We start from the raw sequence: 26,677 nt of genomic DNA, 5'->3' as shown, positions 1-26,677 counted from the left end.
CAGCCGGCGCCGCTCGCTCATGATCGCGTCCAGGCCCGGATCGGTCCGGTCGTGTCCCTGCGGCGGGTCGGTCATGGCGCGTACGGCTCCCTGGTCGCTTCTGCCCTCCCCCATTCGACAGGACGGCGCACTGGAATGTGAGGCCGGTGCGCCGCCTGACATTCCGGCGGGCAGTCCTGTCGAACCGATGACACGAACACGTCATCCAGCGGACAGGGAGATCAGAGGCATCATGACCACCTCCATGCCGGCCACGCCGTTCACCGAGCCCGCGCCTGCGCGGCGCTTGGAACGCGCGGCCGCCGCGCTGAGCGCCCACGGGTTCACCGTGGAGATCCTCGACGACGCCGCCACCGCGCGTACCCGCATCAAGGATCTGATACCGGACGGCGCCGGCGTATTCACCGGGGCCAGCGAAACCCTCCGCCTGTCGGGGATCGAGGAGGACATCAACGCCGGCGGGCGGTACCAGGCCATCAGGCCCCGCGTCCTGGCCATGGACCGCACCACCCAGGCGGACGACATCCGGCGGCTGGCCTCCGCACCGGACGTCATCGTGGGCAGCGTCCACGCGGTCACCGAGACCGGCTCCCTCGTGATCGCCTCCGGAAGCGGAAGCCAGCTGCCCGGCTGCGCCGGCGGCGCCGCCCGCGCCATCTGGGTCGTCGGCGCGCAGAAGGTGGTGCCCGACCTGGACACCGCGCTGCGCCGGGTCGAAGACCACTGCCTTCCGCTGGAGACCGCCCGGACCCAGTTGGCCCACGGGTGGCCCAGCGCCGTCAACCGGATCCTCGTCCTCAACGCCGAACCGCGGCCTGGGCGCGGCACCGTCCTGCTGCTCCGCGAGGCGATCGGATTCTGAACCGGCGGTGCCGGCTGTCAGAGGAAGGCGGGGCCCCGGCGGAGGAGGGTGTCGAAGAGCATCTGCTGGACGTTCTCGCGGACGTGGTCGGTGATGTTGAAGACCGTCATCGGGTCGTCGGCCGAGTCGGCGTCGTACTCGTCCAGGGTCATCGGCTCCCCGAACTGGATCATCCACTTGGACGGCAGCGGCAGGAGCCCGGCGGGGCCCAGCAGCGGGAACGTCGGGGTGACCGGGAAGTACGGCAGGCCGAGCAGCCGGGCCAGCGGGCGCACCTCGGCGATCTTGGGGTAGATCTCCTCCGCGCCGACGATCGCGCACGGGACGATCGGGACGCCCGCCCGCAGCGCGGTGCCGACGAAACCGCCGCGGCCGAAGCGCTGCAGCTTGTACCGCTCGGCGAACGGCTTGCCGACGCCCTTGTACCCCTCGGGGAACACGCCCACGAGCTCGCCCTTGGAGAGCAGGCGGGCCGCGTCGGCCTTGCAGGCCAGGGTGTGCCCGGCCTTGCGGGACAGGTGCCCGAGGACCGGGATCTGGTAGACGAGGTCGGCCCCGAGCAGGCGGACGTGCCGCCCGGCATGGTCGTGGACGCCGACCGACAGCATGAGCGCGTCGAGAGGGATCGTCCCGGAGTGGTTGGCGACCAGGAGTGCGCCGCCCTCCGGGATGTTGTCCAGGCCGACGAGTTCGACGCGGAACCAGTGCTCGTACAGGGCGCGGGCCAGCGGCAGCAGCACCGTGTCGTTGAACTCGGGGTCGAAGCCGAACTCGTCCACCTCGTACTCGCCGGACAGGCGCCGCCGCAGGAACGCCAGCCCGGACGCGATGCCGCGTTCGAGAGGACCGCGCTCGGCATGGCCGGACGGGTCGTCGTCCCTGGCCGAGGCGAGGTGGATGACCTGCGCGCCCTCGTCGTCCTCGCGGTGGGCGTTCATCATCATGGCCTCTCCTTCACGCACGTCGGATCGTTCACCGCCGTCCGAGCAGCGAGGTCATGCGGCCGTGGCCGAAGCCGTGCGCGCCGGCGAAATCGGCGAAGGCGGCCTCGGAGCTGTACTTCGGACGCCACGACAGCTCGTTCTCCAGAGCGGTGGTGTCGATCACCCGGCCGTAGGTCAGCCAGCGCAGCAGCTCCGGCGAGAAGCCGGTCAGGCCCGCGAAACGCCGTCCCACGTCCCCGAAGACCGAGTGCGCCGGCGACGGGACGGGCACGTAGGGGCGCCCGGCGCGGCGCAGCGCCTGCGACAGCAGCAGGACGCCGTCGCCCGCGACGTTGAAGCAGCCCGGGTGGTCCTCGACGGTCGTCCGGCGCAGGACCTCGACGCCGTCGTCCTCGTGCACGAACTGCAGCCGCGGGTCGAAGCCCAGCACCGTGGGGACGACCGGCAGGTGCAGGTACCGGGAGAGCGGCGAGTCGACGCCGGGGCCGAGGAAGTTCGCGAACCGCAGCACCGACACCGTGAGGTCGGACCGGCGCCGCATCAGCCCCCGGACGTAGCCCTCGACCTCCACCGCGTCCTTGGCGTACCCGGACGTGGGCGCCTCGACCGGCTCGTCCTGCTCGGTGAACACGGCGGGGTCCATCGGCGACGAGCCGTACACGGCGGCCGAGGACCGCACGACGAGCTTGCGCATGTCGGGCGACCGCTGGCACGCCGCGAGCAGCTGCATCGTGCCGATGATGTTGAGTTCCTTCACCTTCGCCCGCGGAACGGACGAGGAGGTCACCAGGTTGAGGTGGACCACCGTGTCGACACCGGCCGAGGCGATGATGTTCGCGATGCTCGGCGTGCGGATGTCGACGCGGACGAACTCGGTGCGGCCGAGCGACATCTCCGGCGGCACGGTGTCCACGCCGATGACCCGTTCGATGCCCGGGTCGGCTTGCAGGGTGTTCGCGACCCGCGCCCCCAGGAAACGGGACACGCCCGTGACGAGGACGACACGGGCCGCGGCGGCGGGCATCGAGGACACTGTGCGCCCCACCCCTTACGGCTGATCTGCCGGCGTGACGACTACTTCTTGTTGCGACGCTGGATGCGCGTCTTCTTCAGCAGCTTGCGGTGCTTCTTCTTCGCCATCCGCTTGCGGCGCTTCTTGATGACAGAGCCCACGAGACCTCGCTCGGTATGTCGGGTGTTGTGCAGGAGGCGGTCGTGCCGGCGGCGAGCATCTCTCGATACGCGCGCAGGGTCCGCCGCCCAAGGGTACCGCTGGACCGGGGGAGATCACGCCGCGCCCCGCACCCCGGCGCGGTGCGCCCCTGGGCGAGCACAACCCGGCGCCGCGCGCTGCGCGGCACCGGGCACGCTCGTTCGCGGGCGGGCGTGTTCCGCGGCCACCCGCGGGGTGGCCGTCGCCCGTCCGGCTCGGTGTCCGGACCGGCCTTCCGGTCCTCGTCCTTTATCCCCAGCTTCGGGACAGGCCCTGGGGCTCGTCCCGATGCCCCCTGCACGGCCGGGTGCGGAGTATCCGGCGGGGTCGTGGCTCATGCCCCGCCCTTACCCGTTATCCGGCTTCGATGTACGCGTCGCGCAGGTAGTCGTGAACGGCCTGCTCGGGAACCCGGAACGAACGGCCCACGCGGATCGCGGGCAGCTCGCCGGAGTGGACGAGGCGGTAGACGGTCATCTTGGACACCCGCATCACCGAGGCCACTTCGGCCACGGTCAGGAACCTGACCTCGCTCAGAGGTCGCTCGCCTGAGGTCATCGGACGCCCTCTTCCACACGTGCCGCGCACCGGCCCTTTGGGTGACTTTGATCACGCACGTGTACTTCCTCCAGCGTAAATCGCGTATCGGCAGTCGCAAGAGGGGAGTTCCGCACAATTCCGTCTCCCGACCTGACCCCAGGGACACAGTGCTGATTCCACACGGAGCGTGGACATGACGGCACATTGCGTGGCACGGCGAACGGTTGTCAACCGAAACCCCGCCCTGACCTGCGGTTCCGCCGCTCACGGTGGCGTCGCGCAAGCCCATCCGTCCCGGTACGGCCGTCTCGTCACACGCAGTGACAACCGCAGCGGTCATGGGACGCGGTGACAGCCGGTGACCGCCGCGCGCCGGGTGGGTCAGGAGGCCGGGTGGAGGCCCGCGTGATCAAGGATGTACGCGGTCAGCGGCGCGTAGTGGGGCGGAGCGATGCCGTCGTCGAGCGGCACGACCACGTCGATCTTGCCTTCGGCGGCCCCGGCGAACAGCGCCGGGTCGTTACAGTCCGCGAACCCCACGGTGTCGATGCCCGCCTGGCCGGCGGCTCCCGCCCAGCCGTGATCGGCGATGGCCAGATCCGGCCAAAAATCAGGTTTAGCTTCCGGAGATCCCTCAGAAGCGCTATCGGCCAGCTCCCGGAGCATGGCCTCCATCGGGTGCGGATCGTGGGTGTGGTGCGTCCGGTGGTCGTCGCCCTCCAGCATCGCCACGCCCGGCTCGGCGTAGACGAGGCGGCGCAGGTCGAGGCCGCCGTAGCCGACCTCGACCTCGTAGGTCCAGCCCGCCGCGGGCGTCAGCACGCGGCAGCCGGCGTCCGCCAGCGCCCGCGCGACCGCCTGGTACAGGGGCGTCAGCGTCGCCGGGTGGCCCGTCGCGAGCACCACGTTCTCCCGGCGGCGCGCCGCGGCGCCGATGCGCTCGCCCATCGCCTCCAGCGTGTCGAGCGTGATCTCGGGATCGATGGTGTCGTCGCCGTAGATGTGCCGGGGGTCGGGGTCCACGCCGCAGCGCTCGACCATCATCTCCAGCACGGACTGCTCCGTCCACGACGGCTTCAGCTCCAGGCCGAACTGGTAGTACGGGTGGCCCGCGGCCATCCGCCGGTAGTGCAGCAGGTTGTTCTGGCGCGGCGTCGCCACCCCGCCGGCGATCATCGTCCGGACGAGGTGGGCGCGCAGCTCGTCCCGCGTCGGCGCCGGCTTCGGCCCGGCGGCCGGCGGGGTCCCGGCGGCGGTCATACGTCCGTCATCGGGTCGAGGCCGTGCTCGGGGAAGACCGCCCGGCGGGTCGCCAGCACCGCCTGGTCGACCGGGCTCGCCGGGTCGATGCCGCTCGCCCACGTGCTGACCTCCACCACGTCCGTCCCGTCCGTCATCCGGCGCGGGGCGATCTCCTCCGTACGGTCCCGGGCGAACGCGCGCCAGTCCTCCGGCGTCGGCGTGTCCGGCGGGATCGGGCCGCCCGCGGCCTCGGCCAGCAGGTGCGTCCAGGCCCGCGGCACGACCTGGACCAGCTCGTAGCCGCCGCCCCCGGTGGCGATCCACCGGCCGCCCGCGGTCTCGTGCGCGAGCCTGTGCAGCAGGTTGTAGGCGGTGCGCTGGCCGTCCACGCTGAGCGTGAGGTGCGCCAGGGGGTCGAGCGCGTGGCCGTCGGCGCCGTGCTGGGTCACGAGGACGTCCGGGCGGAAGCGGCGCAGCAGCGGCGGGATGATCGCGTCGAACGCGCGCAGCCAGGGCCGGTCGCCGGTGCCGGGGGGCAGCGAGATGTTGACGGACGTCCCGTCGGCGCCCGTCTCGTCCGGGAAGCCGGTGCCGGGGAACAGCGTCCGCGGCGTCTCGTGGATGCTGATCGTCAGGACGCGCGGGTCGTCGTAGAAGGCGGCCTGGACGCCGTCGCCGTGGTGGACGTCGATGTCGACGTAGGCGACGCGCTCGGCGCCGCTCTCCAGCAGCCACGCGATCGCGATGGCCGGGTCGTTGTAGACGCAGAACCCGCTGGCGGCGCCGCTCAGCGCGTGGTGCAGGCCGCCGGAGATGTTCACGGCGTGCTCGGCGCGTCCCGTCCACACCGCCTCGGCCGCCGCGACGGAGGCGCCCGCGACCAGCGCCGACGCGTCGTGCATACCGATGAACACCGGGTTGTCGGCGGTTCCGATCCCGTACCGGACCTCGGGGAGACCGGTGGCGCCCGCGTGCTTCACCGCCGCGATGTACTGCTCCTCGTGGACGAGCCGCAGCAGCTTGTCGTCCGCGGCCTCGAACGCCGAGACGCGCACGTTGGGACGGTCCAGGACGCCGAGCTCCCGCGCGAGGGCCATCGTCAGCTCGACGCGCACGGGGTTCATCGGGTGTCCGGGGCCGAAGTCGTAGGAGACGAGCCGTTCGTCCCAGAAGACCTCGAGCCCGCAGTTCTCGGGAGCCGAGGACGGGGAGGGCGCGGCACTGCTCATGACCTCACGGTATCGCCTCGGTCACGTGGCCTGGCTCACAGCCGCCGGCACGGAGGCCGACGGGGCGGGCGCGCCCGCGACGAACCTGTGACGTGAATTACAGACCGGAAATGGGCATACCGATAAGACAGTATTTACTTACGGATGGAACGCAGATGGATCAGAGCGTCCGCAGCCGCGCGATCAGCAACGTGCTCCGCCTGGGCGTACGCCCGATCCTGCACCGCATCCCCGGCCATCCCGGCGGCATCCGCACCGCGCGCTCGACCGTGGACGCGGCGTCGCTGCTGATACGGCCCGGCTCACGCGTGCGCGTGCTGCCGCTGAACGACCCGCAGCTGGAGACCGGCCGGGACGAGCGCCCCGTCACCGGCGAGTGGGTCGTCTCCCGCGACGCCGAGGGAACCTCCGAAGGCGCGGTTCTCTACCTGCACGGCGGCGGCTACGTGGTCTGCTCGCCGCGCACGCACCGGCCGATCACGTCGCGGCTCGCCCTCGACACCGGGCTGCCCGTCCTGGCCCCGCGGTACCGCCTCGCGCCCGAGCACCCGTTCCCCGCGCCGCTGGAGGACGCCGTCGCCGCCTACCGCTGGCTCCTGGCGCGCGGCGTGCCCGCGTCGGGCATCGTCCTCGCGGGCGACTCGGCCGGCGGGCACCTCGCGACGGCGCTCGCGGGCGAGATCTGCCGGCAGGGGCTGCCGAGCCCGGCCGGGCTTGTGCTCTTCTCTCCCTGGGTCGACCTGACCTGCGAACTCTCCCTCCGCGCGCAGCGCGGCGCCCGCGACCCGTACATCAGCGCCGTCTCGGCGCAGCGGGTCGCGCGCCTGGTGGTGGGGCCGGCCGGATTCGACGACCCGCGGCTGGCCCTGCTCACCTGCGCGTGGACGGACGTCCCGCCCGTCTTCATCCAGGTCGGCGGCGACGAGGTGCTGCGCCCCGAGGCCGAGGCCCTCGCGGAGGCCCTGACCAGTGCGGGCGCGGACTGCGAGCTCCAGGTCTGGAAGGGCCAGATGCACGTCTTCCAAATTCTGAACCGCGTGCTCCCGGAGGCGGCCGCCGCCATGCGCGACACGGCCCGCTTCATCCGCTCCGTGACGGCACCCGCCGTCCCGGAACGCTCCGAAGCCGCCTGAGCTCAGACGCGGCCGGCGGGCTCGGCGGCGGGAACCTCGTCGCTCGCGCCCCCCTTGCGGCCGGCGACGAAGAAGCCGGCCAGGGCGGCGAGCGCGGCGACGCCCTCCCCGACGAGGCTGACCGTCTTCTCGGCGTACCAGACGGGCTCGTGCATGTCGGGCAGCGGGCCGAGCGCGCCCAGGTCGGCGTAGTAGTAGAGGACGAGCGCGCCGACCGCGCTGGCCGCGACGACGAAGGCCAGCGCGTACGTCCAGCGGGCCGCGCGGACGAGGACCAGGACTGCGACGGCGGCGGCGACCGCGGCCTGCACGCGGAAGAGCGCGTCTCCCCCGATGGCCCCGCCCTGGACGAAGGCCATGTCGGGCGCGAAGGCCCAGTGCACGTAGGCGTCGGCGGCGAGTCCGGCGGCGACGAGGAGGCGCAGTATGAGTCCCATGTACCTACTCACGAACGAACGCCCGGATCGGCTCAATGTTCAAAGATGAACTTTTCCGCCGGGCCGGTCAGCCGCCGGCCAGCTCGCGTCCCCGGTTGCGGGCGGCCTCGATCGCCTCCAGCACGGCCGCGCGGACGCCGTGCCGCTCCAGCTCGCGGATCGCCGAGATCGTCGTCCCGCCGGGGGACGTGACGGCCTCGCGCAGCAGCACCGGGTGCTCGCCGGAGTCGCGGAGCATGACGGCGGCGCCCACGGCCGACTGGATGACCATCTCCAGGGCGGCGGCGCGGGGCATGCCGAGCAGGATGCCCGCGTCCACCATCGCCTCGACCAGGTAGTAGAAGTACGCGGGGCCGCTGCCGGACAGGGCCGTCGCGCCGTCCTGGAGCGACTCGGGGATGCGCAGCACCTTGCCGACCGGGGCCAGCAACTCCTCGGCGAGCTTGAGGTGCTCCTCGCCCGCGTGCGACCCGGGCGAGATCACGCTCATCGCCTCGTCCACGAGGACGGGCGTGTTCGACATGACGCGGACGACCGGCACGCCCTCCGGCAGCCGCTCCTGGAGGAACCCGGTCGTGATGCCCGCCGCCATCGAGATCACCAGCCGGCCGGGCGGGACCTTCGGGCCGACCTCGTCCAGCAGGACGCCCATGTCCTGCGGCTTGACCGCGAGGATCAGCGTCTCGGCCCTGGCGGCGGCCTCGGCGTTCGGCACGATCTCGATGCCGTACCGCTCGCGCAGCAGCGCCCCGCGCTCCTCCCGGCGCACGGTGGCCATCAGCTCGGACGGGCGGCGGCCGGCCCGGAGGACCCCGGACAGCAGCGCCTCGCCCATCTTCCCGGCACCCAGAATCGCGATCATCGATACACCTTGACGTGGGGTTTCTGACGACCGGTCCAGCCTATAGGCGGGCGGGGTCTAGGCCCGCCCCGCCAGGGAGCGCATGAAGAACCGGAGGTTGGCGGGCCGTTCCGCGAGCCGGCGCATGAAGTACGGGTACCACTCCCGCCCGTACGCGACGTACACCCGGACCTGCGCGCCCTGCGCCGCGAGCCGCCGCTGCTCCTGCGGGCGGATCCCGTAGAGCATCTGGTACTCGAAGGAGTCCGCGTCCCGGTCGTGCAGCACGGCCAGGGCGCCCGCGATCTCGATCAGCCGCGGGTCGTGCGTGGCGAGCATCGGGTAGCCCCTGCCGGCCATCAGGACCTTCATGCATCGCACGAACGACTTGTCGACTTCTTCCTTGTCGGTGAAGGCCACCGCCGAGGGGGCGGCATAGGCGCCCTTGCAGAGCCGGACGCGCGAACCCTCGTAGGCGAGTTCCGCGCAGTGCTCTTCGGCCCGACGCAGGTACGCCTGGATGACGACCCCCACGTCAGGGAAGTCGCGTCGTAGTTGGTGGACGATCCTCAGGGTCGAGTCGACCGTCGTGTGCTCTTCCATGTCGAGAGTCACCGTCGTACCGGCGGAACGCGCGGCGTCGCAGATCCGGTACGCGTTGTTCAGGGCGAGGTCCTCGTCGAACGTCTGCCCCATGGCGGACAGCTTCACCGACACCTCGGCACGCGTCCCGAGACCGGCGGCGCCTATGCGCTCCAGCAGCTCGATGTAGTGCTGGGTGTTCTCTTCGGCCCGCCCTTTGCCGTGGGTGTCCTCGCCGAGGACGTCCAGGGTGACGAGCAGCCCTTCGCCGGTGAGCTCACCGGTGACGCGTGCCGCGTCCTCGATGGTCTCTCCCGCGATGAACCTGCGGACCATGTCGCTGCTGAACGGCGCGGTCTCCAAGACCCTGCGCACGCCGTCACTGCGCGACGCGACGAGCAACGCCTGACGAAGCACTGTGCGAACCCCTCGGTGGACCTGCCGACTCCGTCAAGGTTATGCCCGCCCGGGGCGGGCGATCACGACACGCTGCCCAGGCCGCCGGCGCCGCCGTGCTGGCTGACGTACTCGGCCATGTGGGCGGTCTTCACGGCGTTGAACAGCTGCTTCGACTTGGCCGGGTCCAGGAAGACCACGCTCTGCCTGGCGCGGCTGCCGGTGCCCTTGTGCGGGGTCGTCATGAACATCACGTCCGACGCCCGGACGCTGCGCATGCTCAGCGCGAGCGAGCGGAGGTCGCCCGCCGACACGCCCTCGTCCACGCTGATCGACTTGGTGAGCGCGGACAGGAACCGGTCGAGCTTCAGCGGGTTGGTGAGCGTCCCGCGGTCCGCGGCCTGCTTGGCGAGGGCGCCGAGGAACTGCTGCTGCCGCTTGATCCGGTCGAAGTCGCCGTTCGGCAGGTTGTACCGCTGCCGGACGAACAGCAGCGCGTCCTCGCCGTTGAGCTTCTGCTTGCCCGCCGCCCACTGCTTCTTGCGGGCCGGGTCGTACACCGTCTGCTTGATGTTGACGGTGACGCCGCCGAGCGCGTCCGTCATCGACTTGAAGCCCTCGAAGTCGATGGCGCCGTAGTGGTCGATCCGGATGCCGGTGAGGTTCTCGACGGTCTCGATCAGCAGCGTCGGCCCGCCGTAGGAGAACGCCGCGTTGATCTTCTGGTTGCCGTAGCCGGGGACCTCGACCCACGCGTCGCGCGGGAACGAGACGACGTACGCCTTCTTCCGGTCCGCCGGCAGGTGCAGCAGCATGATCGTGTCGGTGCGCTGCTGGCCGGGCTTCCAGCCCCGGCCGCCCGCGCCGGTGGTGTTCTGCTCCCGGGAGTCCGACCCGACGAGCAGCCAGTTCTCGGTGCCCTTCACGTTCGGCCCCGGCCGCGCGGACCCCTTCTCCGGCATGACGCCTTCGATGCGGTCGATGTTGCCGTTGTAGGACGACTGCCGCTGCCACGCCAGACCGCCGATCCCCGCGACGACCAGCGCGGCGAACACCCCGATCGCGATCAGGACCCGCGGCCACCGGCGCTTGCGCCCGGCCGGCCCGTCGCCGTCCGACCCGCCCCAGAACGCGTTCTCGGTCTCCCCCTTCGGCCCCGGAACCCCGTCCGGCGCCTGCGGAGGCTGAGGTCGATCGGCCCCCGCCCCCGGCCCCGCGGCCTCACCGGACGGCGGCGAAACGGGCGTACCAGGAAGATCTCGCGCGGTCATGGCGCCGAAGCTACCAGTCCGATCCGAGCACGATGGCCCACTTAGAACCAGGTGTCCGATTCAGGCGACCCCCACCCCCCATGTAAACCGACCCCCACCCCCAAGGGTCCCCGAAACTGCCGGATTCGTTGACTTGCGGCGTGTTGTTGTTATGGCGCGCCGGATAACAACAACACGCCGCAAGTCAACGGTTTCTTCGGCCTGGCGGCACGCACTACGCGGTTCTGCGGCGCAAGGTCACCGCGCCCAGGAGCAGGGCTACGACTGTGAAGGCGGCTATTACCGCTACGTCGAGGGCCAGGGTGGGGGTGAAGTCGGTGCGGGTGCTGATCTCCTGCATGCCTTCGACCGCGTAGGAGAGCGGCAGGACGTCCGAGATCACCTGCAGCCAGGTGGCCATGTCGTCGCGCGGGATGATCAGTCCGCAGAGCAGGAGCTGCGGCAGGACGAAGGCGGGCATGAACTGCACGGCCTGGAACTCCGTCCGGGCGAACGCGCTGGCGAACAGGCCGAGGGACATGCCGAGCAGCGCGTCCAGGACGGCGACGAGGACCAGGGAGCCGAGCGAGCCGCTCAGGTCGAGGCCGAGCCAGGTCAGCGAGATCAGCAGGACGACGCCCACCTGGACCAGCGCGATCACCCCGAAGGCGAGCGCGTAGCCGAGCAGGAGGTCGAGCCTGCCGAGCGGCATCGTCATCAGCCGTTCCAGGGTGCCGCTCGTCCGCTCCCGGAGCGTGGCGACGCTGGTCACGACGAACATGACGGTGAACGGGAACAGGCCGAGCAGCATCGGCCCGATCCGGTCGAAGACCATCGGCTGGTCGAACACGTAGCGCAGCAGGATCATCAGCAGCGCCGGCACGCCGATCAGCAGCGCGAGGGTGCGGTGGTCGTGCCTGAGCTGCGCCAGGATGCGGCGCATCGTGGCGAGGGTGATCGCGATGCTCATGTCGGGCTCCCGGCCTTCTCGGCGATCAGGTGGAGGAACGCCTGCTCCAGGTCGGACGTGCCGGTGCGGGAGCGCAGGCCGTCCGGTGTGCCGTCGGCGAGGATCCGGCCCTCGCGCATGAGCAGGAGCCGGTCGGTGCGGCCCGCCTCGTCCATGACGTGGCTGGACACGACGAGCGTGCGGCCCTGTTCGGCGAGTCCGCGGAACAGTTCCCACAGCTCCTGGCGCAGCACCGGGTCGAGGCCCACGGTCGGCTCGTCCAGGACGAGGACCTCGGGCGTGCCCAGCAGCGCGACGGCGAGGTTTGCGCGGCTGAGCTGGCCGCCGGACAGCGTCGCGGTGACCTGGTCGCGGCTCGTGCCGAGCCCCACCTCGTCGATGACGCGGTCCACGTCGGTACGGGGGGCGCCGAGGACGGCGCCGAAGTAGCGCAGGTTCTCGGCGACGGTCAGGTCGGCGTACACGGCGGGCGTCTGCGTCGCGTACCCGACGCGGCGCCGCAGGCCGGGCGACCCGGCGGGTTCGCCGAGGACGGTCACCGTGCCGCCCTTGACGATCTGCACGCCGACCAGCGCCCTCATCAGCGTGGTCTTCCCGCAGCCGCTCGGGCCGAGCAGTCCCACGACCGAGCCCCGCGGCACGTCGCAGGTGATCCCGTGCAGGACCTCGCGGCCTCCGCGGACGACCCGCAGGTCCCGCACGCTCACCGCCGAGCTATAACTCATCATGTGTTGAATTTATGCGGACGCGCAGGGCCCGGTCAAGGGCGTCGGGCAAGGGGAAAGGAGGCTTCCCGGATCAGGGCACGAGGTACCGCTGGAGGGTCGGGGCGACCAGCTCGACCAGCTCGTCCTCGGAGGCGGAGGCCAGCGGCTCGATCCGCACCACATGGCGCAGGATCATGATGCCGATCATCTGGCCGACGGCCGCCTGGATGCCCAGCGGAGGCGCGTCGGTCGCCTCCTTGGCGCGTCCGAGCAGGGCGGCCGTGACGAACTCGCGCAGCAGCGCCGCCGCCCGCTCGTTGGTCATCGCCGAGCGCAGCATGGCCAGCAGCGGCGCGCGGCGCTCGTCGTCCCCCCAGATCTCCAGGAAGACGCGGACCATCGTCTCCCCGAGCCGCTCCCTCGGGGCGCCCAGGATGCGCGGGAGCACGACGGCGGGGTCGGCCGGGAAGCGCATCGCCTCGACGAACACGCCCTCCTTGTTGCCGAAGAAGTGGTGGACGAGGGCGGGGTCGACCCCGGCGGCGCGGGCGATGGCGCGCAGCGAGGCGCCGTCGTACCCCTTCTCGGCGAACAGGGCGCGCGCCTCGGCGAGGATCTTCTCGCGGGTCTCGGTGGGGCCGGGCCGGCGCCCGGGTCCCCGGGACATCCGCCGCTGCACGGCTCCGTCTTGCGGGCGCGCCGCGTCGGTCACCGCACACCCCGGCGGGTGATCTCTCCCGCCGAGGTCACCTCCCAGGTGTGGGGGGCGGCGGCAAGGTGCAGGCGGGCGAAGGCCAGTGCCTCGGCGAGGTCCTCCATCCGCTCCACGCGGCTGGACGCGCGGCGCGTGTTGACCTCCAGGACGATGTGCCCGCGGAAACCGCTCTCGGCGAGGTTCTCCAGCATCACGCCGCACGGCTGGTTCCCGCGGCCGGGCACGAGGTGCTCGTCCTTGTTGGTGATGCCCACGCCGTCGGCCAGGTGGATGTGACGCAGACGGTCACCCAGGCTCCCGGCCATGTCGAGGGGGTCCGAGCCGGATACGGCGGTGTGGGACAGGTCGAGGGTGACGTACGGGAAGTCCTGGTCGACGGGGTTCCAGTCGGGCAGGTACATGCCCGCCTCGGCCCCGCGCGCCTTCAGCGGGAACATGTTCTCCACGGCGAACAGGACGTCCGTCTCGTCCTGCATGCGGGCGAGGCCGTCGACGAACTCCTTGGCGTAGTCGCGCTGCCACCGGAACGGCGGGTGGACGACCACGACCTCCGCGCCCAGTTCCTCCGCGACCTCCTTGGAGCGGACGAGCTTGCCCCAGGGCTCGCGCCCCCAGACCCGCTGCGTGAGCAGCAGGCAGGGCGCGTGGATCGACTTGATGGGCATCTGGTGGTAGTCCGACAGTCGGCGCAGGACGTTCAGGTCCTGCGACGAGGCGTCCGTGGAGACCATCACCTCGATGCCGTCGTAGCCCAGCAGCGCGGCGATCTCGAACGCGCTCGGCACCTTCTCCGGGTACACCGACGCGGTCGAGAGCGTGATCGGCGCGTCCGGAACGCGGAGGGCCGGTGAATAGACGCCGTTGTGCTGCGGAGTCAAGGCTTCCTCGCCAGGAATGGTCGCTTCGTGATGTTCGCAGGGGCGATGTACGCAAGGCAAAGCCTATGCGGCCGCGGCGGTGATGAAACCCTCGCCCCGCGTGATACTGATTGCTCTCCGTGATCTTGACCGGCCGGCGGGTGGCGGTGGCTACCCTCTGGTCCCGTGGCCGAGATCGCCCGGGGCGCCGTGCCGAGCCCCAACATCTGGAACTCCCCCCGAATCTACGAGCTGGAGAACCGCGCCGTCGACCCGGACGGCGTCCTCGCCGAGGCGATGCGCGCCATCCGGCCGTGGAAGGGTGCGGACGTCCTCGACGTCGGCTGCGGAACCGGCTACCACCTGCCGTTCTTCGCCGAGGACGCGAACCGGGTGATCGGCGTGGAGCCGCACGCGGGGCTGGCGTCCGCCGCCGCGCGCCGCGTCCGCGACCTGCCGGGCGTCACCGTCCGGGTGGGCGCGGCGCAGGCGCTGCCGCTCCCGGACGCCTCGGTCGACGTCGCCCACGCCCGCTGGGCGTACTTCTTCGGGCCGGGCTGCGAACCGGGCCTCGCCGAGCTCGCCAGGGTCGTCCGTCGCGGCGGCGCGATCTTCATCATCGACAACGACGCCACGCGCTCCACGTTCGGCCGCTGGTTCCGGCGCAGCCTGCCGAAATACGACCCGGAGGCCGTGGAGCGCTTCTGGACGCGGCACGGCTTCAACCGTGAGCCGCTGACGATCCGGTGGTCGTTCGAGCGCCGGGACGATCTGGCCGCCGTCCTGAGCATCGAGTTCCCGCCAGACTTCGCCGAAGCGTGCCTGCTCGAACAGGACGGCCGGGAGTCGCCCCTTGAGGTGGACTATGCCGTTAATTTGTGGTGGCGTTGCCCCTGAAGTTACTGACTGGTCGGTCATTGCCGGAACGGAGGAACGGACCATGGGCCGTGCCGCCAGGACGAGCCGCGTCGCCCCCGCCGAGCCGCCGCGGAGCGGCCGCGCCGCGCTCCTGAAGGGCCTCGGCGGCCTGCTCGCCGTCACGGCGGCCGGCGCGGCCGGCGCCGGTGCCGGGCTCGCCGTGCAGCGCCGCGCCATGCGCCGCCTGCAACTGCGTCCCGACCCGCACGCGGGCGAGCCGTTCGGGTCGCTGCGCGGACGCCCCGTCGCCGTCCGCGCCGACGACGGCACCCGCCTGTACGCCGAGATCGACGGCGCGGACCGCACCGACCTGGCCGTCGTGTTCTGCCACGGCTGGACCCTCACCCAGGACTCCTGGCACTTCCAGCGCAAGGCCCTGCGCGGCCTCGGCCGTCTCGTCTTCTGGGACCACCGCGGCCACGGCCGCTCCGACGGCGGCGCCCGCGACGGCTACACCGTCTCCCGGCTGGCCGCCGACCTCGCCGCCGTGATCGACGCCACGGTCCCCGCGGAGACGCCGGTCGTCCTCGTCGGCCACTCCATGGGCGGCATCACGATCATGCGCTACGCCGACGAGAACCCCGAGCTGGTCGGGCGCAAGATCGTCGCCACCGGGCTGCTCTGCACGTCGTCCGCCGGCCTCGGCGAGGTCACCCTCGGCATGCCGGCCCTCCTCGCCCGCGTCGGCCACCGCGTCATGCCGCGCGTCATCGCCGCCCTCGGCGCAGGCTCCGGCGCCGTCGAGAAGGTCCGCCACCTGAGCCGCGGCTCCGCCATCCTCGTCGAGGACCAGATCGCCTTCGGCCCGGACGCGAGCCCCGCCGCGGTCGCGTTCGCCGAGCAGATGATGTCCGACACCCGCATGGACGCCTTCGCCGGCTACCTGCACTCCATGATCACGACGGACGTGATCAGCGACTGCGCCTCGCTCGCCGGCGCCGACAACCTCGTCATCGGAGCCGAGAACGACCTCCTCACCCCCGTCGAGCACAGCCTCCGGATCGCCGGCTGCGTCCCCGACTCCCGCCTGGAGATCGTCCCCACCGCGGGCCACATGGCGATGATGGAACGCCCCGGCATCGTCAACGACCACCTAGGCGACCTGATCGCCCGTGCTGCTGCCTATGGCGGTGGTGTGGAGGCCAGGCCCCGGGGGGCCTGACCTCCACACCATCGCGTGCGATCGCTGCATCGCTCCGTCTCGCCCTGGGGGCTCGCTGCGCGATCAGGTTTCTCGCTTCGCTCGCAACCTGCCTTCGGACGCGATCGCGAGGGTTGAGGTCGTGGCGGGGTTGCGGAGGTGGCTGAGGCCGCACGGGCGGGATGTCGCAGGGGGGCTCTACGCTTCCGCGCATGGCTAAGGCTAAGACCGCGAAGGCGAGCTACCGGTGCGCCGAGTGCGGGTGGCAGACGTCCAAATGGGTCGGGCGCTGCGGCGAGTGCCAGACGTGGGGGACGGTCACCGAGGCCGCGTCCGCCACTCCGGCGCGGGTCGTGCCGGCCGGGCCGGTCAGCGCGCCGGCGCGCCCGATCGGGCAGGTGGACGTGCGGTCGGCGCAGTCGAAGCCCACCGGCCTGGACGAACTCGACCGGGTGCTCGGCGGCGGCATCGTCCCCGGCGCCGTCCTGCTGCTGGCCGGCGAGCCGGGCATCGGCAAGTCGACGCTGCTGCTGGAGGTCGCCGCGCTGGCCTCGACGCAGTCACAGGGCTCGACGCAGTCACAGGGCTCCGCCGATGAGACGAAGCACGTGCTGTACGTGACGGGTGAGGAGTCGGCGGAGCAGGTGCGGCTGCGCGCCGACCGCGTGGGGGCGATCACCGACGGGCTGTACCTGGCGGCGGAGTCGGAACTGTCCGCCATCCTCGGGCACATCGACGCCGTGGAGCCGGAGCTGCTCGTCGTCGACTCCATCCAGACGATCGGCACGTCCGAGGTGGACGGCGCGCCCGGCGGCGTCACCCAGGTCCGGGAGGTCGCCGCCAACCTCATCCGCGTCGCCAAGGAACGCGGCATCACCGTCGTCCTCGTCGGCCACGTGACCAAGGAAGGCGCCATCGCCGGGCCGCGCCTCCTGGAGCACCTCGTCGACGTCGTCCTCTACTTCGAGGGCGACCGGCACTCGCGGCTGCGCATGATCCGCGCCGTGAAGAACCGCTACGGGCCGACCGACGAGCTGGGCTGCTTCGACCTGTCCGAGGTCGGCATCGTCGGGCTGCCCGACCCGAGCGGGCTGTTCCTGACCCGCCGCGACGAGGCCGTCCCCGGCACCTGCGTGACCGTCACGCTGGAGGGGCGCCGCCCCCTCGTCGCCGAGGTGCAGTCGCTCGTCGCGAAATCGCACCTGCCGGCGCCGCGGCGCGCCACGTCCGGGCTGGAGACCTCGCGGGTCGCGATGGTCCTCGCCGTCCTCGCCCAGCGGTGCAAGATCTCCATGCACGAGCAGGACGTGTACGTCTCGACCGTCGGCGGCGTGCGGCTCACCGAGACGTCCGTCGACCTCGCGCTCGCGCTGGCCGTCGCGGGCGCGTCCGTCGAGCAGGCCCTGTCCACCAGCCTGATCGCGCTCGGGGAGGTGGGCCTCGCCGGGGAGGTCCGCGTCGTCCCCGGGGTGCAGCGGCGGCTCGCCGAGGCGGCGCGGCTCGGGTTCAAGCACGCCGTGGTCCCGCGCGGCTCCCTCGAACTCGCCGACGGATCGCCGCTGAAGCGCGCCGACCCGCAGCTCACCAGCTACGAGGGCATGAAGGTGATGGAGGTCGACAGCCTGAAGCAGGCGCTGCAGGTGTCCTTTACGGCGCCCTAACCTGGGTCACGCCAGAGTATTACGCCAAGCGACGCATGCTTGCGACCTGGGGAGGAACCGGTGCGCGAACCTCCTCGGTAAACTGACGCCGTCCAGCGACCTCCGGGGGTCAGGTGCCATCACACGACAAGGGTCATGACGAACGACGCCGCGCCACGTTGGCCGCGGTGGCCCCGGGCACCCAGATCCGCGACGGACTGGAGCGGATCCTGCGGGGCCACACCGGCGGCCTGATCGTGCTCGGCTACGACAAGACGGTCGAGGAACTGTGCTCGGGCGGCTTCGAGCTCGACGTCGAGTTCTCCGCCACCCGGCTGCGCGAGCTCGCCAAGATGGACGGCGCGATCGTCCTCGACGGCAGCCACAGCCGCATCGTCCGCGCCGCCGTCCACCTCGTGCCGGACTCGACCATCCCCACCGAGGAGTCGGGCACCCGCCACCGCACCGCGGAGCGCGTGGCCCGCCAGACCGTCTACCCGGTCATCTCGGTCAGCCAGTCGATGCACATCATCGCGCTGTACCTGGACGGCATCCGGTACGTCCTCGAAGACTCCGCGGCGATCCTCTCGAAGGCCAACCAGGCCCTCGCCACGCTCGAGCGCTACAAGCTGCGCCTGGACGAGGTGTCCGGCACGCTCTCGGCGCTGGAGATCGAGGACCTCGTCACCGTCCGGGACGTCAGCGCCGTGGTGCAGCGCCTGGAGATGGTCCGCCGCATCGCGGACGAGATCGAGGGCTACGTCGTCGAACTCGGCACGGACGGCCGGCTGCTGTCCCTCCAGCTCGACGAGCTCGTCTCCGGCGTCGACGTCGACCGCGAGCTGATCGTCCGCGACTACCCGTCCGACGACACCCGCACCCGCGGCGTCGCCGCCATCCTCTCGGACCTGGACACGCTGTCGGCCAACGAGCTGCTCGACCTGTCCACCGTCGCCGAGGTGATGGGCTTCGCCGGCCCGGACGCCCTCGACCTGCCCGTCAGCCCCAAGGGCTTCCGGCTCCTCGCCAAGGTCCCGCGCCTGCCGAGCATGGTCATCGAGCGGCTCGTCGAGCATTTCGGCGGCCTGCAGAAACTGCTGGCGGCGAGCATAGACGATCTCCAGGCCGTCGGCGGAGTCGGCGAATCCCGCGCCCGCAGCGTCCGCGAGGGCCTCTCCCGCCTGGCCGAATCCTCAATTTTGGAACGCTATGTGTAGCTTCGCATCGCCCTTGGCGGTCAGTCGCTAGAACGCCTTCACTGCGCGCGATCGCTGCATCGCTCCGGTGGACGTGATCAGGGGCTTGGAAATGGATAGGCGCAGGTCAGCGTAGGTGGAAGACCTGCTTCTTCGCCTTTTTTCCTTTGAGGTCTGCCACGTATGTGCCGGGGCGGGCCGGGTCTCCGCCGTCGCAGCCGCGCTCGCGGCCCCAGGTGACGGTTTCCACGTGGGGGATGCCGCGTCTGAGGGTCTTCTTCGATGAATCGCCCCGACGGCATTCGGTGGATGACCAGATGTCGTCGGAGCCGGAGGTAATGCGGACGTTCAGCGAACCCGTGTCGAATGTGCAGGAGCCTTTCCCCGTGTTGACCACCGTGACGCGGAACTGGGGCCGCTCGGAGCCCGCGAAGGTGTCCTGGGGGGCCGACATGGTGAAAACGAGGTCCTTGCCGGTGCACGGGCCGCCGTCCTTCACCGGTTTCGGCTCGGGGCTGGCGGTCACGGTCACGGTGACCGTCGGCATGGCGGTCGGCGGCGGCGGAGGGCTCGTGCTCTCAACTGCGTTCGCGTTATGGACCGGCGGCTCGTTTCCGTCGCCGGTGCAAGCCCAGGCCAGCAGCCCGACGCTTCCGACGACTCCGGCCAAGGCGAGCGCACGACGCCGCCAGTATTGATCGACACTACGCCCTGTGTCAGCCCCCATACGTTAAGTATGCAATCGACGATCCGGAAAGAGGGGACGACCCGCCGCGTGCCACAATGGCGACGCGCCATGAAACCGAACTCCGCCTACACCGCCCCGATCCTCGACTGGTACGGGGCGAACGCCCGGGATCTCCCCTGGCGGGCACCGGACGCGACCCCGTGGGGCGTCCTGGTCAGCGAGATCATGCTGCAGCAGACTCCGGTGGCCCGCGTCCTGCCCGTCTGGCACGCCTGGATGACGCGCTGGCCCACGCCGGCCGCGCTCGCGGGCGAACCATCGGGCGAGGCCGTCCGCGCCTGGGGACGGCTCGGCTACCCCCGCCGCGCGCTGCGCCTACACGAGAGCGCCCGCGCCATTACCGAGCGGCACGGCGGCGAGGTCCCCTCCTCGCACGCCGAACTCCTCGCGCTTCCCGGGATCGGCTCCTACACCGCCGCGGCCGTCGCCAGCTTCGCGTACGGGCAGCGGCACGCCGTCCTCGACACCAACGTCCGGCGCGTCCTGGCCCGGCTCGTCTCGGGCGAGGAGTACCCACCGACATCGCAGACGAAGGCCGAGGTGAGGATGGCGGAGGGCCTCCTCCCCCTCGATCCCCCGACCGCCGCCCGCTGGGCCGTCGCGGTCATGGAACTGGGCGCGCTGGTCTGCACCGCCCGCACGCCCCGCTGCGTCGACTGCCCGGTGTTCGACCACTGCTCCTGGCGCCTCGCGGGCCGTCCCGCCTACGACGGGCCGCCGCGCCGCGGCCAGACGTACGCGGGCACCGACCGGCAGTGCCGGGGACGCATCCTCGCCGTCCTCCGCGAAGCCGAAGGGCCGGTCGGGAAACCGGCCCTCGACGTCGTCTGGCCGGACGCCGTCCAACGCGAGCGCGCCCTCGACGCCCTCATCGCGGACGGCCTGGTCGACCCCCTCGAAGACGGCCGCTACGCCCTCCCCGGCTGACCGCGCCGGTCATTCGGCACGGAGGTTCACCGGAGCGGCGGCCCGGGTGAGGAGCCGGTTCGACAGGGCCGTCACCGCCGCCGCGGCCGCGACCGCCAGCGCGACCATGAACAGGGCGTGCCCGGCCGTCCAGGCGACCATCGGCAGGTCCGGTGTCAGGAAGAGGCCGGGTGCCATGCCGAGCAGCGCGGTCAGCGCGCCGATCGCGCAGACCGGGGTCGCCGCGATGAGCGTCTGGCGCAGCGTCGACCTGCGCAGCGACGCCACCGGGGCTCCGGCCGCGGCCAGCGCCGCCATCGACCGGCCGCTCTCCAGCAGCGCCTCCGCCCGGTGCACCACCAGCGCCGTGACCGCCACGAGCAGGGCGAACAGCAGCGCCCCATAGGTCAGGCCCAGGCTGACGAGCCAGAACCGGTCCTCCGGATCGTCGAAGATGCCTCCGGTCCGCACCACGTCCCAGGTGACGACACCGGTGGCCGTGCCGAAGAAGACGACCAGGGCGACGACCGCCATGGTCCGGCCTCCCGCGCGGGGGTCGGCCTCCAGTGCGCGCGCCGCCAGGAGCGTCTCGGGGGTGCGGGCCCAGCGGCCGGCCAGACGGGCCGATTCGAGGATGACGCGGGCGGCGCCCGCCGCGATGCCGACGATCGCGAGGACGGCGCCGAGCGCGAGCAGCCACAAGTTCCATGCGGCGTCGATGAAGGCGCTCGCGACGACGATCGGCAGGCCGAGGGCGAGCGGAATGATCGTGTACGGGGACGGCGCAGGACGGGACGCACGCCGCGCGACACTCAGCGGCGAGACGACGACGTGGCGGGACACCCGCAGGCTGACCAGCGCCGCGGCGGCCACCACCAGGGCCATGACGGCCGGGACCGGCCACGGCGGGATCGCATACCGGCCGGTATCACCCACCCCGAGGGCGGCCATCGCCGCCTGCTGCCCGGCCACGTAGCCGACGGTCCCGATCAGCGCCCCGACCGTGCCGACGCGGAGTGCCTCGGCCACGCCGAGCAGCCGGACGTCCCGCGGAGTCGCACCGGCCAGCCGCAGCGCCGCCAGCCGCCGCTCCTGCGCGGCCTGCGCGACCCGGCCGACCTGGTGCAGCAGCGCCAGCACCGGGACGACGAGCAGCGCCAGCGCCAGCGCGGTGCCCGGCCGCAGCCCCTCCTCGGCCACGAGCCCCGCCCACTCGGTCTGGGTCGTCCCCCGTATCAGCAGCAGGTTCGCCGCGCCGAGCAGGAAGAACGTGGCCAGCGCGGCACCGGAGACCAGCAGGCGCCGGCGCCGCCGCTCGCCGCGGGAGGTGCCGCGGGCGAGCATCCCGGCGACGGCGAACAGGTCGCGCGTCCGGCCGCCGGTCATCGGGTCACCACCGGGCTCGCCGCCACGGCGCCGTCGCGGACCACGATCTCGCGGTCGGCGTAGGCGGCGATCCGGTTGTCGTGGGTGACCAGGACGACGGTGGTGCCGTGGTCCCTGGCCGTCCCGAGCAGCAGGCCGAGGACCTCTTCCCCGGCGACGCTGTCGAGCGCGCCGGTCGGCTCGTCCGCGAAGACGACCTTCGGGCCGTGGGCCAGCGCCCGCGCCATCGCGACCCGCTGCACCTGGCCGCCGGACAGGTCGCCGGGACGCAGCGGCGCGCAGTCGTCCACACCGAGCCGGCCCAGCCAGTCCAGCGCGGCCGCGGCCGCCTCCGCACGGCCGAGCCCGCCGAACATCAGCGAGACGGCCACGTTCTCCACGGCGGTCAGCTCCGGCACCAGCCCGCCGAACTGGAAGACGATTCCGAACACCTCTCGCCGCAGGCGGGTGCGGGAGTCCTCGTCCAGCTCGTCGAGGCGCGTCTCGCCGTAGCGGATCTCCCCGTCATCGGGGACGAGGATGCCGGCCAGGCAGTGCAGAAGCGTGCTCTTGCCCGACCCGCTCGGACCGGAGATCGCCACGATCTCCCCGGCGCCGATCGCGAGCGAAGCGCCGCGCAGCGCCCGCGTCCGGCCGAACGACACGCTCACATCACGCGCTTGCAGCAGTGGTGTCATCGGTTCATCTCCTCGGTCAGGTCGGCCAGGCGGCGCACGGCCAGTTCCATCCACCGCAGATCGGCGTCCAGGTGCAACAGGGCGAAATCCGAGGCCAGCACCGCGGCGGCGGACGCGTCGGAGGCGGTCTTGGCGCGGGTCAGCTCCCGCATCCGCTCCAGGTGAGCCGCGCGCTGCCGATCCAAAGCGGCACGCGCGTCGCCGCCGGCCACCAGCGCCATGATCACCCGGGCGAACAGGGCGCCCCCGACGTAGGGCAGGGGCGGTTCCGTCTCGGCGAGCCACGCCTGCAGCTTCTCGGTGCCCTTCGGGGTCAGCTCGTAGACCGTGCGCTCGGGCCCACCCTCCTGCACGACTCCGGCGACGGCCACGAACCCGTCCCGCTCAAGCCGCTGCAGCGTCGAGTAGACCTGCCCGTACGGCAGCGGCTTGGCCCCGGGCAGCCGCTCGTCATGCTCGCGCTTCAACTCGTACCCGTGCTTGGCCCCCTCGGCAAGCAAGGCAAGCAACACCAGCGGAGTAGCCATGCCGAGCACTATACACTCAGTACATATACTGAGTGAATAGCTCGCCATGGCGTGGCGCTGACCACGGGCAACGGCCGACGTGGGTGCGCTCAGTGCGAGGTTGTGGGCCCCGGGCCTGGCGGTTGGGGTGCGCCGTCCAGGTAGGCGAGGACTGCCCGGACGCGGCGGTGGCCGGAGTCGTCCGGTGCCAGGCCGAGCTTGGCGAAGATGTTGCCGATGTGCTTGTGGACGGCGTTGCCGGAGATCCGCATTCGCTCGGCAATGGTGGCGTTGTCGTGCCCCTGCGCCATGAGGGCGAGCGACTCCCGCTCGCGGGGCGTGAGGGCCTCCAGCGGGGAGCCGGCCCGGTGCGTGAGGAGCTGGGCGACGACCTCGGGATCCATGGCGGTGCCGCCGGACGCGACACGGCGCAGGGCATCGACGAATTCGGCCACCCGGCCGATGCGGTCCTTGAGGAGGTAGCCGATGCCGCCGCGGCCGTCGGAGAGGAGCTCGCCGGCGTACTCGCGCTCGACGTACTGCGACAGCACGAGGATCGGCAGCGCCCCATGCTCGCGGCGGGCCCGCAGCGCGGCGTGGATGCCCTCGTCGCGAAAGGACGGCGGCAACCGCACGTCCACGATGGCGATGTCGGGGCTGTGCTCGGCGACGGCGTCGAGAAAGGCATCCCCGTCGCCGACGACCGCCACGACCTGGCAGCCCTTCTTCTCCAGCAGCAGCTCCAGGCCGCTGGACAGCAGGACGTTGTCCTCGGCGATCACGACCCGCACCGAACCTCCCGAACGATCACTGTGCGCAGGGCATCCGGACGGCGAGCGTGGTGGGGCCGCCCGGCGGGCTGTCGAGGCGGACGCTGCCGTCCAGGGCGGCGACCCGCCGGCGTATCCCGGTGATCCCGGTGCCGCGCCCCTCGTCCGCGCCGCCCCTGCCGTCATCCGTGACCTCGACGGACAGCACGTCGTCGGCGCGCTCGACCCGGAGGGACGCCCGCGTCGCGGCCGCGTGCTTGGTCACGTTCGTCAGCGCCTCGGCGATCACGTAGTAGGCCACCGCCTCCGCAGCCGCCGGAAGCGTCCCCACGTCGGCGAGCTCGATGTGGACCGGCACGCTCGACCGGGCGGCCAGCGCCGTCAGCGCCCCGCCGAGCCCGCGGTCGGCGAGGATCGGCGGATAGATCGTCTGCAGCACCGTCCGGAGCTCGGCCATCGCCTCCTCCGCCGTCTCATGCGCCTGCTCGATCAGCGTCGCCACCGTCTCCGGGTCGTCGGCCAGCGACTCCCGGGCGATGCCCAGCTGCATGGCGATCGACACGAGTCGCGCCTGCGTCCCGTCATGCAGATCGCGTTCGATGCGCTGGAGCTCGGCACCATGGGCGTCGACGACGCCCACCCGGCTCTTGGTCAGGACGTCGACCCGCTCGGTGAGCCGCCGCTCGCTGTCCGACTGCGCGAGCACCGCCAGGCACATGCGCGCATGGGCTCGCGCCAGCACCGGAAGCACCCACCAGGCCACCGCACCGAGGACGGCGATCTGCACGACTCCCCCGAGCAGCGCAGTCGCCCAATCGTCCACTCGAACATCGAAGACCGAGAACAACGTAGGACGCGCCTCGACTGGAAACGCCCACCACGACGACAACGCCACCGCGGCGACCAGAATGTTGCCCAGGCAAATCAGGGCGGCCAGCCCAAGCGGAAACCCGACGGCGACGTGCGCGAGCGCCCAGGCGAGATCCCTCCACCCGCGCCCCCGCCCGCCGACCGGAACGCCGAGCAGCCTCCCGGCCCGCCGCAGATGCCACCCCGCCCACCCACGCGCCACCGACGGCACAATCAGCCCCGGCAACACGACCACCGTCACCAAAGCCGTAACCAACGCGCCCAACAAATAACCCGAGCCACCAACTACCCGATTACGCATGTGCACCTCCCGGCGCGCCGGCATGGAGATGATTGTCCGCTATCGGGTCTCGGTCGGGCAGTACAGCAGGCTGTACCAGGACGCGTGCCCCCAGCCGTATCGTGACGGATGTCCGGCCGAATTAGCGTCCTCGCTCATGAAATCGATTACTGCGAGAACCTGCGGACGCCTGACCCCGGTCGTGGCCCTGCTCGCTCTGTCCGCCGCCGTCGCGCCCCTCGCCGAAGCCGATGGCGTCCCGCCGCAGAGGCTGAACTGGAAGCCCTGCGCCCAAGGCCCCGACGACAGCGCCGGCAAAGATCTCGACCGGGCGGGCGCACGGTGCGCGGAGCTCACCGTGCCGCTCGACCACTCCAGGCCGGGCGGCCGCACCATCAAGCTCGCGCTGTCCCGCCTGCCTGCCACTGACCGCGCCCACCGCATCGGCACCATGGTCCTCAACAACGGCGGCCCCGGCGAACCCACGCTGGGCATGCCCCTGCAGGTGCGCACGGCCATGAAGGACGTCGCCACCCGTTACGACCTCGTCGGCCTGGACCCGCGCTTCGTCGGACGCAGCACACCGCTCGACTGCGGCTGGCCCAGCGGCATGTTCCTCCGCTCGGCCGGCCCGACCCGCACCCGGTTCGATCACCAGGTGGCGGTGCAGCGCGACCTGGCCGAACGCTGCGCCCAGCGCCACTCCGACGTGCTCCCGTACGCCAACACGCGCGACACGGCCCGCGACATCGACCTCGTGCGCCGCGTCCTCGGCGAGCGCCGCATCTCCTTCCTCGGCTACTCCTACGGCGCCTACCTGGGCGCGGTCTACACCCAGATGTTCCCCGGCCGCACCGACCGCGTCGTCCTGGACAGCGCAGGCGACCCGGACAAATGGGGCCCCCGGGCCTTGCAGGGCACCGAAGACGAGACGGAACGCGCCCTGCGCGGCTGGGCGGCCTGGGCCGCCGAACGTCACGGCGCCTACGGCCTCGGCGCCACCCCCACCCGAGTGCTCGCCACCGTGAACGCGATCGTCACCGCCGCGGAGAACCACCCGCTCCGCATCGGGCCCTACGAGGTGGACGACCAAACGGTCCCCTACCTCCTCTCCATCGGCCCCGGCGACGACCGCCCCGCCGCTCGCGCGGGGTTCGCCTCCATCGTCCAGACCTTGAACGAGGCCGCGCACCGCCGCCCAGCCGAGCCCGGCCCCGAACTCGACGGACTCCTCAGATTCGTCCTGACAAGCGCAGGCTCTTCCCTCGCCAGCCCGACCGCCGCGATCGCCTGCGGCGACCGCGCCGCACCACGCGACCCCGACACCTACTGGAACGACATCCAGCGCAGCCGAGCCCGCCACCCCCTCTTCGGCCCCCTCAAGAACAACATCTGGCCGTGCGCCTTCTGGCCCAACCTCCCGCGAGAGCGTCCCACGCACATCGCCAACCCCACCCCCGCTCTGATCGTGTCCGCCACCGGCGACCCTGCCACCACATACGAGGGCAGCAAGGCCATGCACCGGGCAATGACCGGCTCCCGCCTACTCACCCTGCGCAACACCACCGCCCACGGCATCTACGGCGAATACGGCAACGCCTGCGTGGACACCAAGGTCAACACCTACCTGACCACCGGCACCCTCCCCCCGACCAACCCAACCTGCCAATCCTGACCAACCCCCACCCGAGGCCGCGATCCGGCGGCCACGTGGGGAGTGA

General features: G+C 71.8%; 28 protein-coding genes. 8 read left to right on the top strand and 20 right to left on the bottom strand.

Annotated features, from left to right (window positions below):
* Window positions 1-232 precede the first annotated feature (232 nt).
* A complete protein-coding gene (locus tag IEZ03_RS28250) occupies window positions 233-862 on the top strand; it encodes an LUD domain-containing protein (RefSeq protein ID WP_184889392.1) in 630 nt (209 codons plus the stop codon).
* Window positions 863-879: 17 nt separating this feature from the next.
* On the opposite strand, the gene IEZ03_RS28245 is transcribed toward IEZ03_RS28250, so the two are convergent.
* The 6 genes from IEZ03_RS28245 to IEZ03_RS28220 form a co-directional block, all read right to left on the bottom strand.
* Window positions 880-1,806: a lysophospholipid acyltransferase family protein gene (locus tag IEZ03_RS28245; protein WP_229808635.1), complete on the bottom strand. Its 927-nt coding sequence runs from the start codon at window positions 1,804-1,806 to the stop codon at window positions 880-882.
* A 28-nt stretch (window positions 1,807-1,834) separates the two neighbouring features.
* On the bottom strand, window positions 1,835-2,830 hold the full coding sequence (locus tag IEZ03_RS28240; protein WP_184889393.1) for an NAD-dependent epimerase/dehydratase family protein: 996 nt from the start codon (window positions 2,828-2,830) through the stop codon (window positions 1,835-1,837).
* Between the two features lie 50 nt (window positions 2,831-2,880).
* On the bottom strand, window positions 2,881-2,979 hold the full coding sequence (locus IEZ03_RS28235) for a 30S ribosomal protein bS22 (RefSeq protein WP_018654693.1): 99 nt from the start codon (window positions 2,977-2,979) through the stop codon (window positions 2,881-2,883).
* 394 nt (window positions 2,980-3,373) lie between these two features.
* Window positions 3,374-3,577 carry a helix-turn-helix domain-containing protein gene (locus IEZ03_RS28230; RefSeq protein ID WP_131877351.1) on the bottom strand — a complete coding sequence of 68 codons (204 nt, stop codon included), beginning with the start codon at window positions 3,575-3,577 and terminating at the stop codon, window positions 3,374-3,376.
* A 363-nt stretch (window positions 3,578-3,940) separates the two neighbouring features.
* On the bottom strand, window positions 3,941-4,819 hold the full coding sequence (locus IEZ03_RS28225; RefSeq protein WP_184889394.1) for a phosphatase: 879 nt from the start codon (window positions 4,817-4,819) through the stop codon (window positions 3,941-3,943).
* The gene (locus IEZ03_RS28220; protein WP_184889395.1) at window positions 4,816-6,030 is read right to left on the bottom strand and encodes an acetoin utilization protein AcuC; all 1,215 of its coding nucleotides are present in this window, start codon (window positions 6,028-6,030) and stop codon (window positions 4,816-4,818) included. Before IEZ03_RS28220 ends, IEZ03_RS28225 begins: the two co-directional genes overlap by 4 nt.
* Window positions 6,031-6,185: 155 nt before the next feature.
* Here IEZ03_RS28220 and IEZ03_RS28215 point away from each other — a divergent pair, with 155 nt between their 5' ends.
* The gene (locus IEZ03_RS28215; protein ID WP_229808634.1) at window positions 6,186-7,163 is read left to right on the top strand and encodes an alpha/beta hydrolase; all 978 of its coding nucleotides are present in this window, start codon (window positions 6,186-6,188) and stop codon (window positions 7,161-7,163) included.
* Window positions 7,164-7,165: 2 nt separating this feature from the next.
* Here IEZ03_RS28215 and IEZ03_RS28210 read toward each other — a convergent pair whose 3' ends face one another.
* From IEZ03_RS28210 to IEZ03_RS28175, 8 genes are all read right to left on the bottom strand, one after another.
* Entirely contained in the window at window positions 7,166-7,600 is a 435-nt protein-coding gene (locus IEZ03_RS28210; RefSeq protein WP_184889397.1) for a hypothetical protein, read from the bottom strand.
* Window positions 7,601-7,667: 67 nt separating this feature from the next.
* Window positions 7,668-8,462, bottom strand: coding sequence for a pyrroline-5-carboxylate reductase (gene proC, locus IEZ03_RS28205; RefSeq protein ID WP_132043361.1), 795 nt, complete (start codon window positions 8,460-8,462; stop codon window positions 7,668-7,670).
* Window positions 8,463-8,519: 57 nt separating this feature from the next.
* A complete protein-coding gene (locus tag IEZ03_RS28200; RefSeq protein WP_184889398.1) occupies window positions 8,520-9,440 on the bottom strand; it encodes a proline dehydrogenase family protein in 921 nt (306 codons plus the stop codon).
* A gap of 62 nt (window positions 9,441-9,502) precedes the next feature.
* Window positions 9,503-10,690: an LCP family protein gene (locus IEZ03_RS28195; RefSeq protein WP_221480912.1), complete on the bottom strand. Its 1,188-nt coding sequence runs from the start codon at window positions 10,688-10,690 to the stop codon at window positions 9,503-9,505.
* Between the two features lie 214 nt (window positions 10,691-10,904).
* Window positions 10,905-11,639 (bottom strand): ABC transporter permease, encoded by a 735-nt coding sequence (locus tag IEZ03_RS28190; protein ID WP_184889399.1) that lies wholly within the window; start codon window positions 11,637-11,639, stop codon window positions 10,905-10,907.
* On the bottom strand, window positions 11,636-12,367 hold the full coding sequence (locus IEZ03_RS28185; protein ID WP_221480913.1) for an ABC transporter ATP-binding protein: 732 nt from the start codon (window positions 12,365-12,367) through the stop codon (window positions 11,636-11,638). Before IEZ03_RS28185 ends, IEZ03_RS28190 begins: the two co-directional genes overlap by 4 nt.
* A 70-nt stretch (window positions 12,368-12,437) precedes the next feature.
* On the bottom strand, window positions 12,438-13,013 hold the full coding sequence (locus tag IEZ03_RS28180; RefSeq protein ID WP_184889400.1) for a TetR/AcrR family transcriptional regulator: 576 nt from the start codon (window positions 13,011-13,013) through the stop codon (window positions 12,438-12,440).
* A gap of 41 nt (window positions 13,014-13,054) precedes the next feature.
* On the bottom strand, window positions 13,055-13,939 hold the full coding sequence (locus tag IEZ03_RS28175; RefSeq protein WP_184889401.1) for a sugar phosphate isomerase/epimerase family protein: 885 nt from the start codon (window positions 13,937-13,939) through the stop codon (window positions 13,055-13,057).
* A gap of 165 nt (window positions 13,940-14,104) precedes the next feature.
* Between IEZ03_RS28175 and IEZ03_RS28170 the strand changes: the two genes are divergently transcribed.
* The 4 genes from IEZ03_RS28170 (at window position 14,105) to disA (ending at window position 18,834) form a co-directional block, all read left to right on the top strand.
* A complete protein-coding gene (locus IEZ03_RS28170) occupies window positions 14,105-14,815 on the top strand; it encodes a class I SAM-dependent methyltransferase (RefSeq protein WP_184889402.1) in 711 nt (236 codons plus the stop codon).
* Window positions 14,816-14,858: 43 nt separating this feature from the next.
* Window positions 14,859-15,998, top strand: coding sequence for an alpha/beta fold hydrolase (locus IEZ03_RS28165; RefSeq protein WP_184889403.1), 1,140 nt, complete (start codon window positions 14,859-14,861; stop codon window positions 15,996-15,998).
* Window positions 15,999-16,189: 191 nt separating this feature from the next.
* On the top strand, window positions 16,190-17,638 hold the full coding sequence (radA, locus tag IEZ03_RS28160) for a DNA repair protein RadA (RefSeq protein ID WP_184889404.1): 1,449 nt from the start codon (window positions 16,190-16,192) through the stop codon (window positions 17,636-17,638).
* Window positions 17,639-17,751: 113 nt separating this feature from the next.
* A complete protein-coding gene (gene disA, locus IEZ03_RS28155) occupies window positions 17,752-18,834 on the top strand; it encodes a DNA integrity scanning diadenylate cyclase DisA (protein ID WP_184889405.1) in 1,083 nt (360 codons plus the stop codon).
* Window positions 18,835-18,940: 106 nt separating this feature from the next.
* On the opposite strand, the gene IEZ03_RS28150 is transcribed toward disA, so the two are convergent.
* Window positions 18,941-19,540 carry a hypothetical protein gene (locus IEZ03_RS28150; RefSeq protein WP_184889406.1) on the bottom strand — a complete coding sequence of 200 codons (600 nt, stop codon included), beginning with the start codon at window positions 19,538-19,540 and terminating at the stop codon, window positions 18,941-18,943.
* Window positions 19,541-19,609: 69 nt separating this feature from the next.
* Here IEZ03_RS28150 and IEZ03_RS28145 point away from each other — a divergent pair, with 69 nt between their 5' ends.
* Window positions 19,610-20,488 (top strand): iron-sulfur binding domain-containing protein, encoded by an 879-nt coding sequence (locus tag IEZ03_RS28145; protein WP_184889408.1) that lies wholly within the window; start codon window positions 19,610-19,612, stop codon window positions 20,486-20,488.
* Between the two features lie 9 nt (window positions 20,489-20,497).
* Here IEZ03_RS28145 and IEZ03_RS28140 read toward each other — a convergent pair whose 3' ends face one another.
* The 5 genes from IEZ03_RS28140 to IEZ03_RS28120 form a co-directional block, all read right to left on the bottom strand.
* Window positions 20,498-21,853: an FtsX-like permease family protein gene (locus IEZ03_RS28140; RefSeq protein ID WP_184889410.1), complete on the bottom strand. Its 1,356-nt coding sequence runs from the start codon at window positions 21,851-21,853 to the stop codon at window positions 20,498-20,500.
* On the bottom strand, window positions 21,850-22,530 hold the full coding sequence (locus IEZ03_RS28135; protein WP_184889412.1) for an ABC transporter ATP-binding protein: 681 nt from the start codon (window positions 22,528-22,530) through the stop codon (window positions 21,850-21,852). Before IEZ03_RS28135 ends, IEZ03_RS28140 begins: the two co-directional genes overlap by 4 nt.
* Complete coding sequence (locus tag IEZ03_RS28130; RefSeq protein WP_184889413.1) at window positions 22,527-23,057, bottom strand: PadR family transcriptional regulator; 531 nt, start codon at window positions 23,055-23,057, stop codon at window positions 22,527-22,529. The genes IEZ03_RS28135 and IEZ03_RS28130 overlap by 4 nt, the downstream gene beginning before the upstream one ends.
* Before the next feature lie 89 nt (window positions 23,058-23,146).
* Window positions 23,147-23,827 carry a response regulator transcription factor gene (locus IEZ03_RS28125; RefSeq protein ID WP_184889415.1) on the bottom strand — a complete coding sequence of 227 codons (681 nt, stop codon included), beginning with the start codon at window positions 23,825-23,827 and terminating at the stop codon, window positions 23,147-23,149.
* Window positions 23,828-23,843: 16 nt separating this feature from the next.
* The gene (locus tag IEZ03_RS28120; RefSeq protein ID WP_308428000.1) at window positions 23,844-24,629 is read right to left on the bottom strand and encodes a sensor histidine kinase; all 786 of its coding nucleotides are present in this window, start codon (window positions 24,627-24,629) and stop codon (window positions 23,844-23,846) included.
* A 484-nt stretch (window positions 24,630-25,113) separates the two neighbouring features.
* On the opposite strand from IEZ03_RS28120, the gene IEZ03_RS28115 reads away from it, so the two are divergent.
* Window positions 25,114-26,631, top strand: a complete 1,518-nt coding sequence (locus IEZ03_RS28115) for an alpha/beta hydrolase (protein WP_184889417.1) — start codon at window positions 25,114-25,116, stop codon at window positions 26,629-26,631.
* Window positions 26,632-26,677: the final 46 nt, after the last annotated feature.

Origin of the sequence: Actinomadura livida, from assembly GCF_014648675.1 — a bacterium.
Lineage (GTDB): Bacteria > Actinomycetota > Actinomycetes > Streptosporangiales > Streptosporangiaceae > Spirillospora > Spirillospora livida.
This window is presented reverse-complemented; position numbering and strand designations above follow the sequence as displayed.

Coding starts and splice junctions, on each gene's coding strand:
- IEZ03_RS28250 (WP_184889392.1), top strand. CDS start 233: ATGACCACCTCCATGCCGGCCACGCCGTTCACCGAGCCCGCGCCTGCG.
- IEZ03_RS28245 (WP_229808635.1), bottom strand. CDS start 1,806: ATGATGATGAACGCCCACCGCGAGGACGACGAGGGCGCGCAGGTCATC.
- IEZ03_RS28240 (WP_184889393.1), bottom strand. CDS start 2,830: ATGCCCGCCGCCGCGGCCCGTGTCGTCCTCGTCACGGGCGTGTCCCGT.
- IEZ03_RS28230 (WP_131877351.1), bottom strand. CDS start 3,577: ATGACCTCAGGCGAGCGACCTCTGAGCGAGGTCAGGTTCCTGACCGTG.
- IEZ03_RS28225 (WP_184889394.1), bottom strand. CDS start 4,819: ATGACCGCCGCCGGGACCCCGCCGGCCGCCGGGCCGAAGCCGGCGCCG.
- IEZ03_RS28220 (WP_184889395.1), bottom strand. CDS start 6,030: ATGAGCAGTGCCGCGCCCTCCCCGTCCTCGGCTCCCGAGAACTGCGGG.
- IEZ03_RS28215 (WP_229808634.1), top strand. CDS start 6,186: ATGGATCAGAGCGTCCGCAGCCGCGCGATCAGCAACGTGCTCCGCCTG.
- IEZ03_RS28210 (WP_184889397.1), bottom strand. CDS start 7,600: ATGGGACTCATACTGCGCCTCCTCGTCGCCGCCGGACTCGCCGCCGAC.
- proC (WP_132043361.1), bottom strand. CDS start 8,462: ATGATCGCGATTCTGGGTGCCGGGAAGATGGGCGAGGCGCTGCTGTCC.
- IEZ03_RS28195 (WP_221480912.1), bottom strand. CDS start 10,690: ATGACCGCGCGAGATCTTCCTGGTACGCCCGTTTCGCCGCCGTCCGGT.
- IEZ03_RS28190 (WP_184889399.1), bottom strand. CDS start 11,639: ATGAGCATCGCGATCACCCTCGCCACGATGCGCCGCATCCTGGCGCAG.
- IEZ03_RS28185 (WP_221480913.1), bottom strand. CDS start 12,367: ATGATGAGTTATAGCTCGGCGGTGAGCGTGCGGGACCTGCGGGTCGTC.
- IEZ03_RS28180 (WP_184889400.1), bottom strand. CDS start 13,013: ATGTCCCGGGGACCCGGGCGCCGGCCCGGCCCCACCGAGACCCGCGAG.
- IEZ03_RS28165 (WP_184889403.1), top strand. CDS start 14,859: ATGGGCCGTGCCGCCAGGACGAGCCGCGTCGCCCCCGCCGAGCCGCCG.
- radA (WP_184889404.1), top strand. CDS start 16,190: ATGGCTAAGGCTAAGACCGCGAAGGCGAGCTACCGGTGCGCCGAGTGC.
- IEZ03_RS28150 (WP_184889406.1), bottom strand. CDS start 19,540: ATGGGGGCTGACACAGGGCGTAGTGTCGATCAATACTGGCGGCGTCGT.
- IEZ03_RS28145 (WP_184889408.1), top strand. CDS start 19,610: ATGAAACCGAACTCCGCCTACACCGCCCCGATCCTCGACTGGTACGGG.
- IEZ03_RS28140 (WP_184889410.1), bottom strand. CDS start 21,853: ATGACCGGCGGCCGGACGCGCGACCTGTTCGCCGTCGCCGGGATGCTC.
- IEZ03_RS28135 (WP_184889412.1), bottom strand. CDS start 22,530: ATGACACCACTGCTGCAAGCGCGTGATGTGAGCGTGTCGTTCGGCCGG.
- IEZ03_RS28130 (WP_184889413.1), bottom strand. CDS start 23,057: ATGGCTACTCCGCTGGTGTTGCTTGCCTTGCTTGCCGAGGGGGCCAAG.
- IEZ03_RS28115 (WP_184889417.1), top strand. CDS start 25,114: ATGAAATCGATTACTGCGAGAACCTGCGGACGCCTGACCCCGGTCGTG.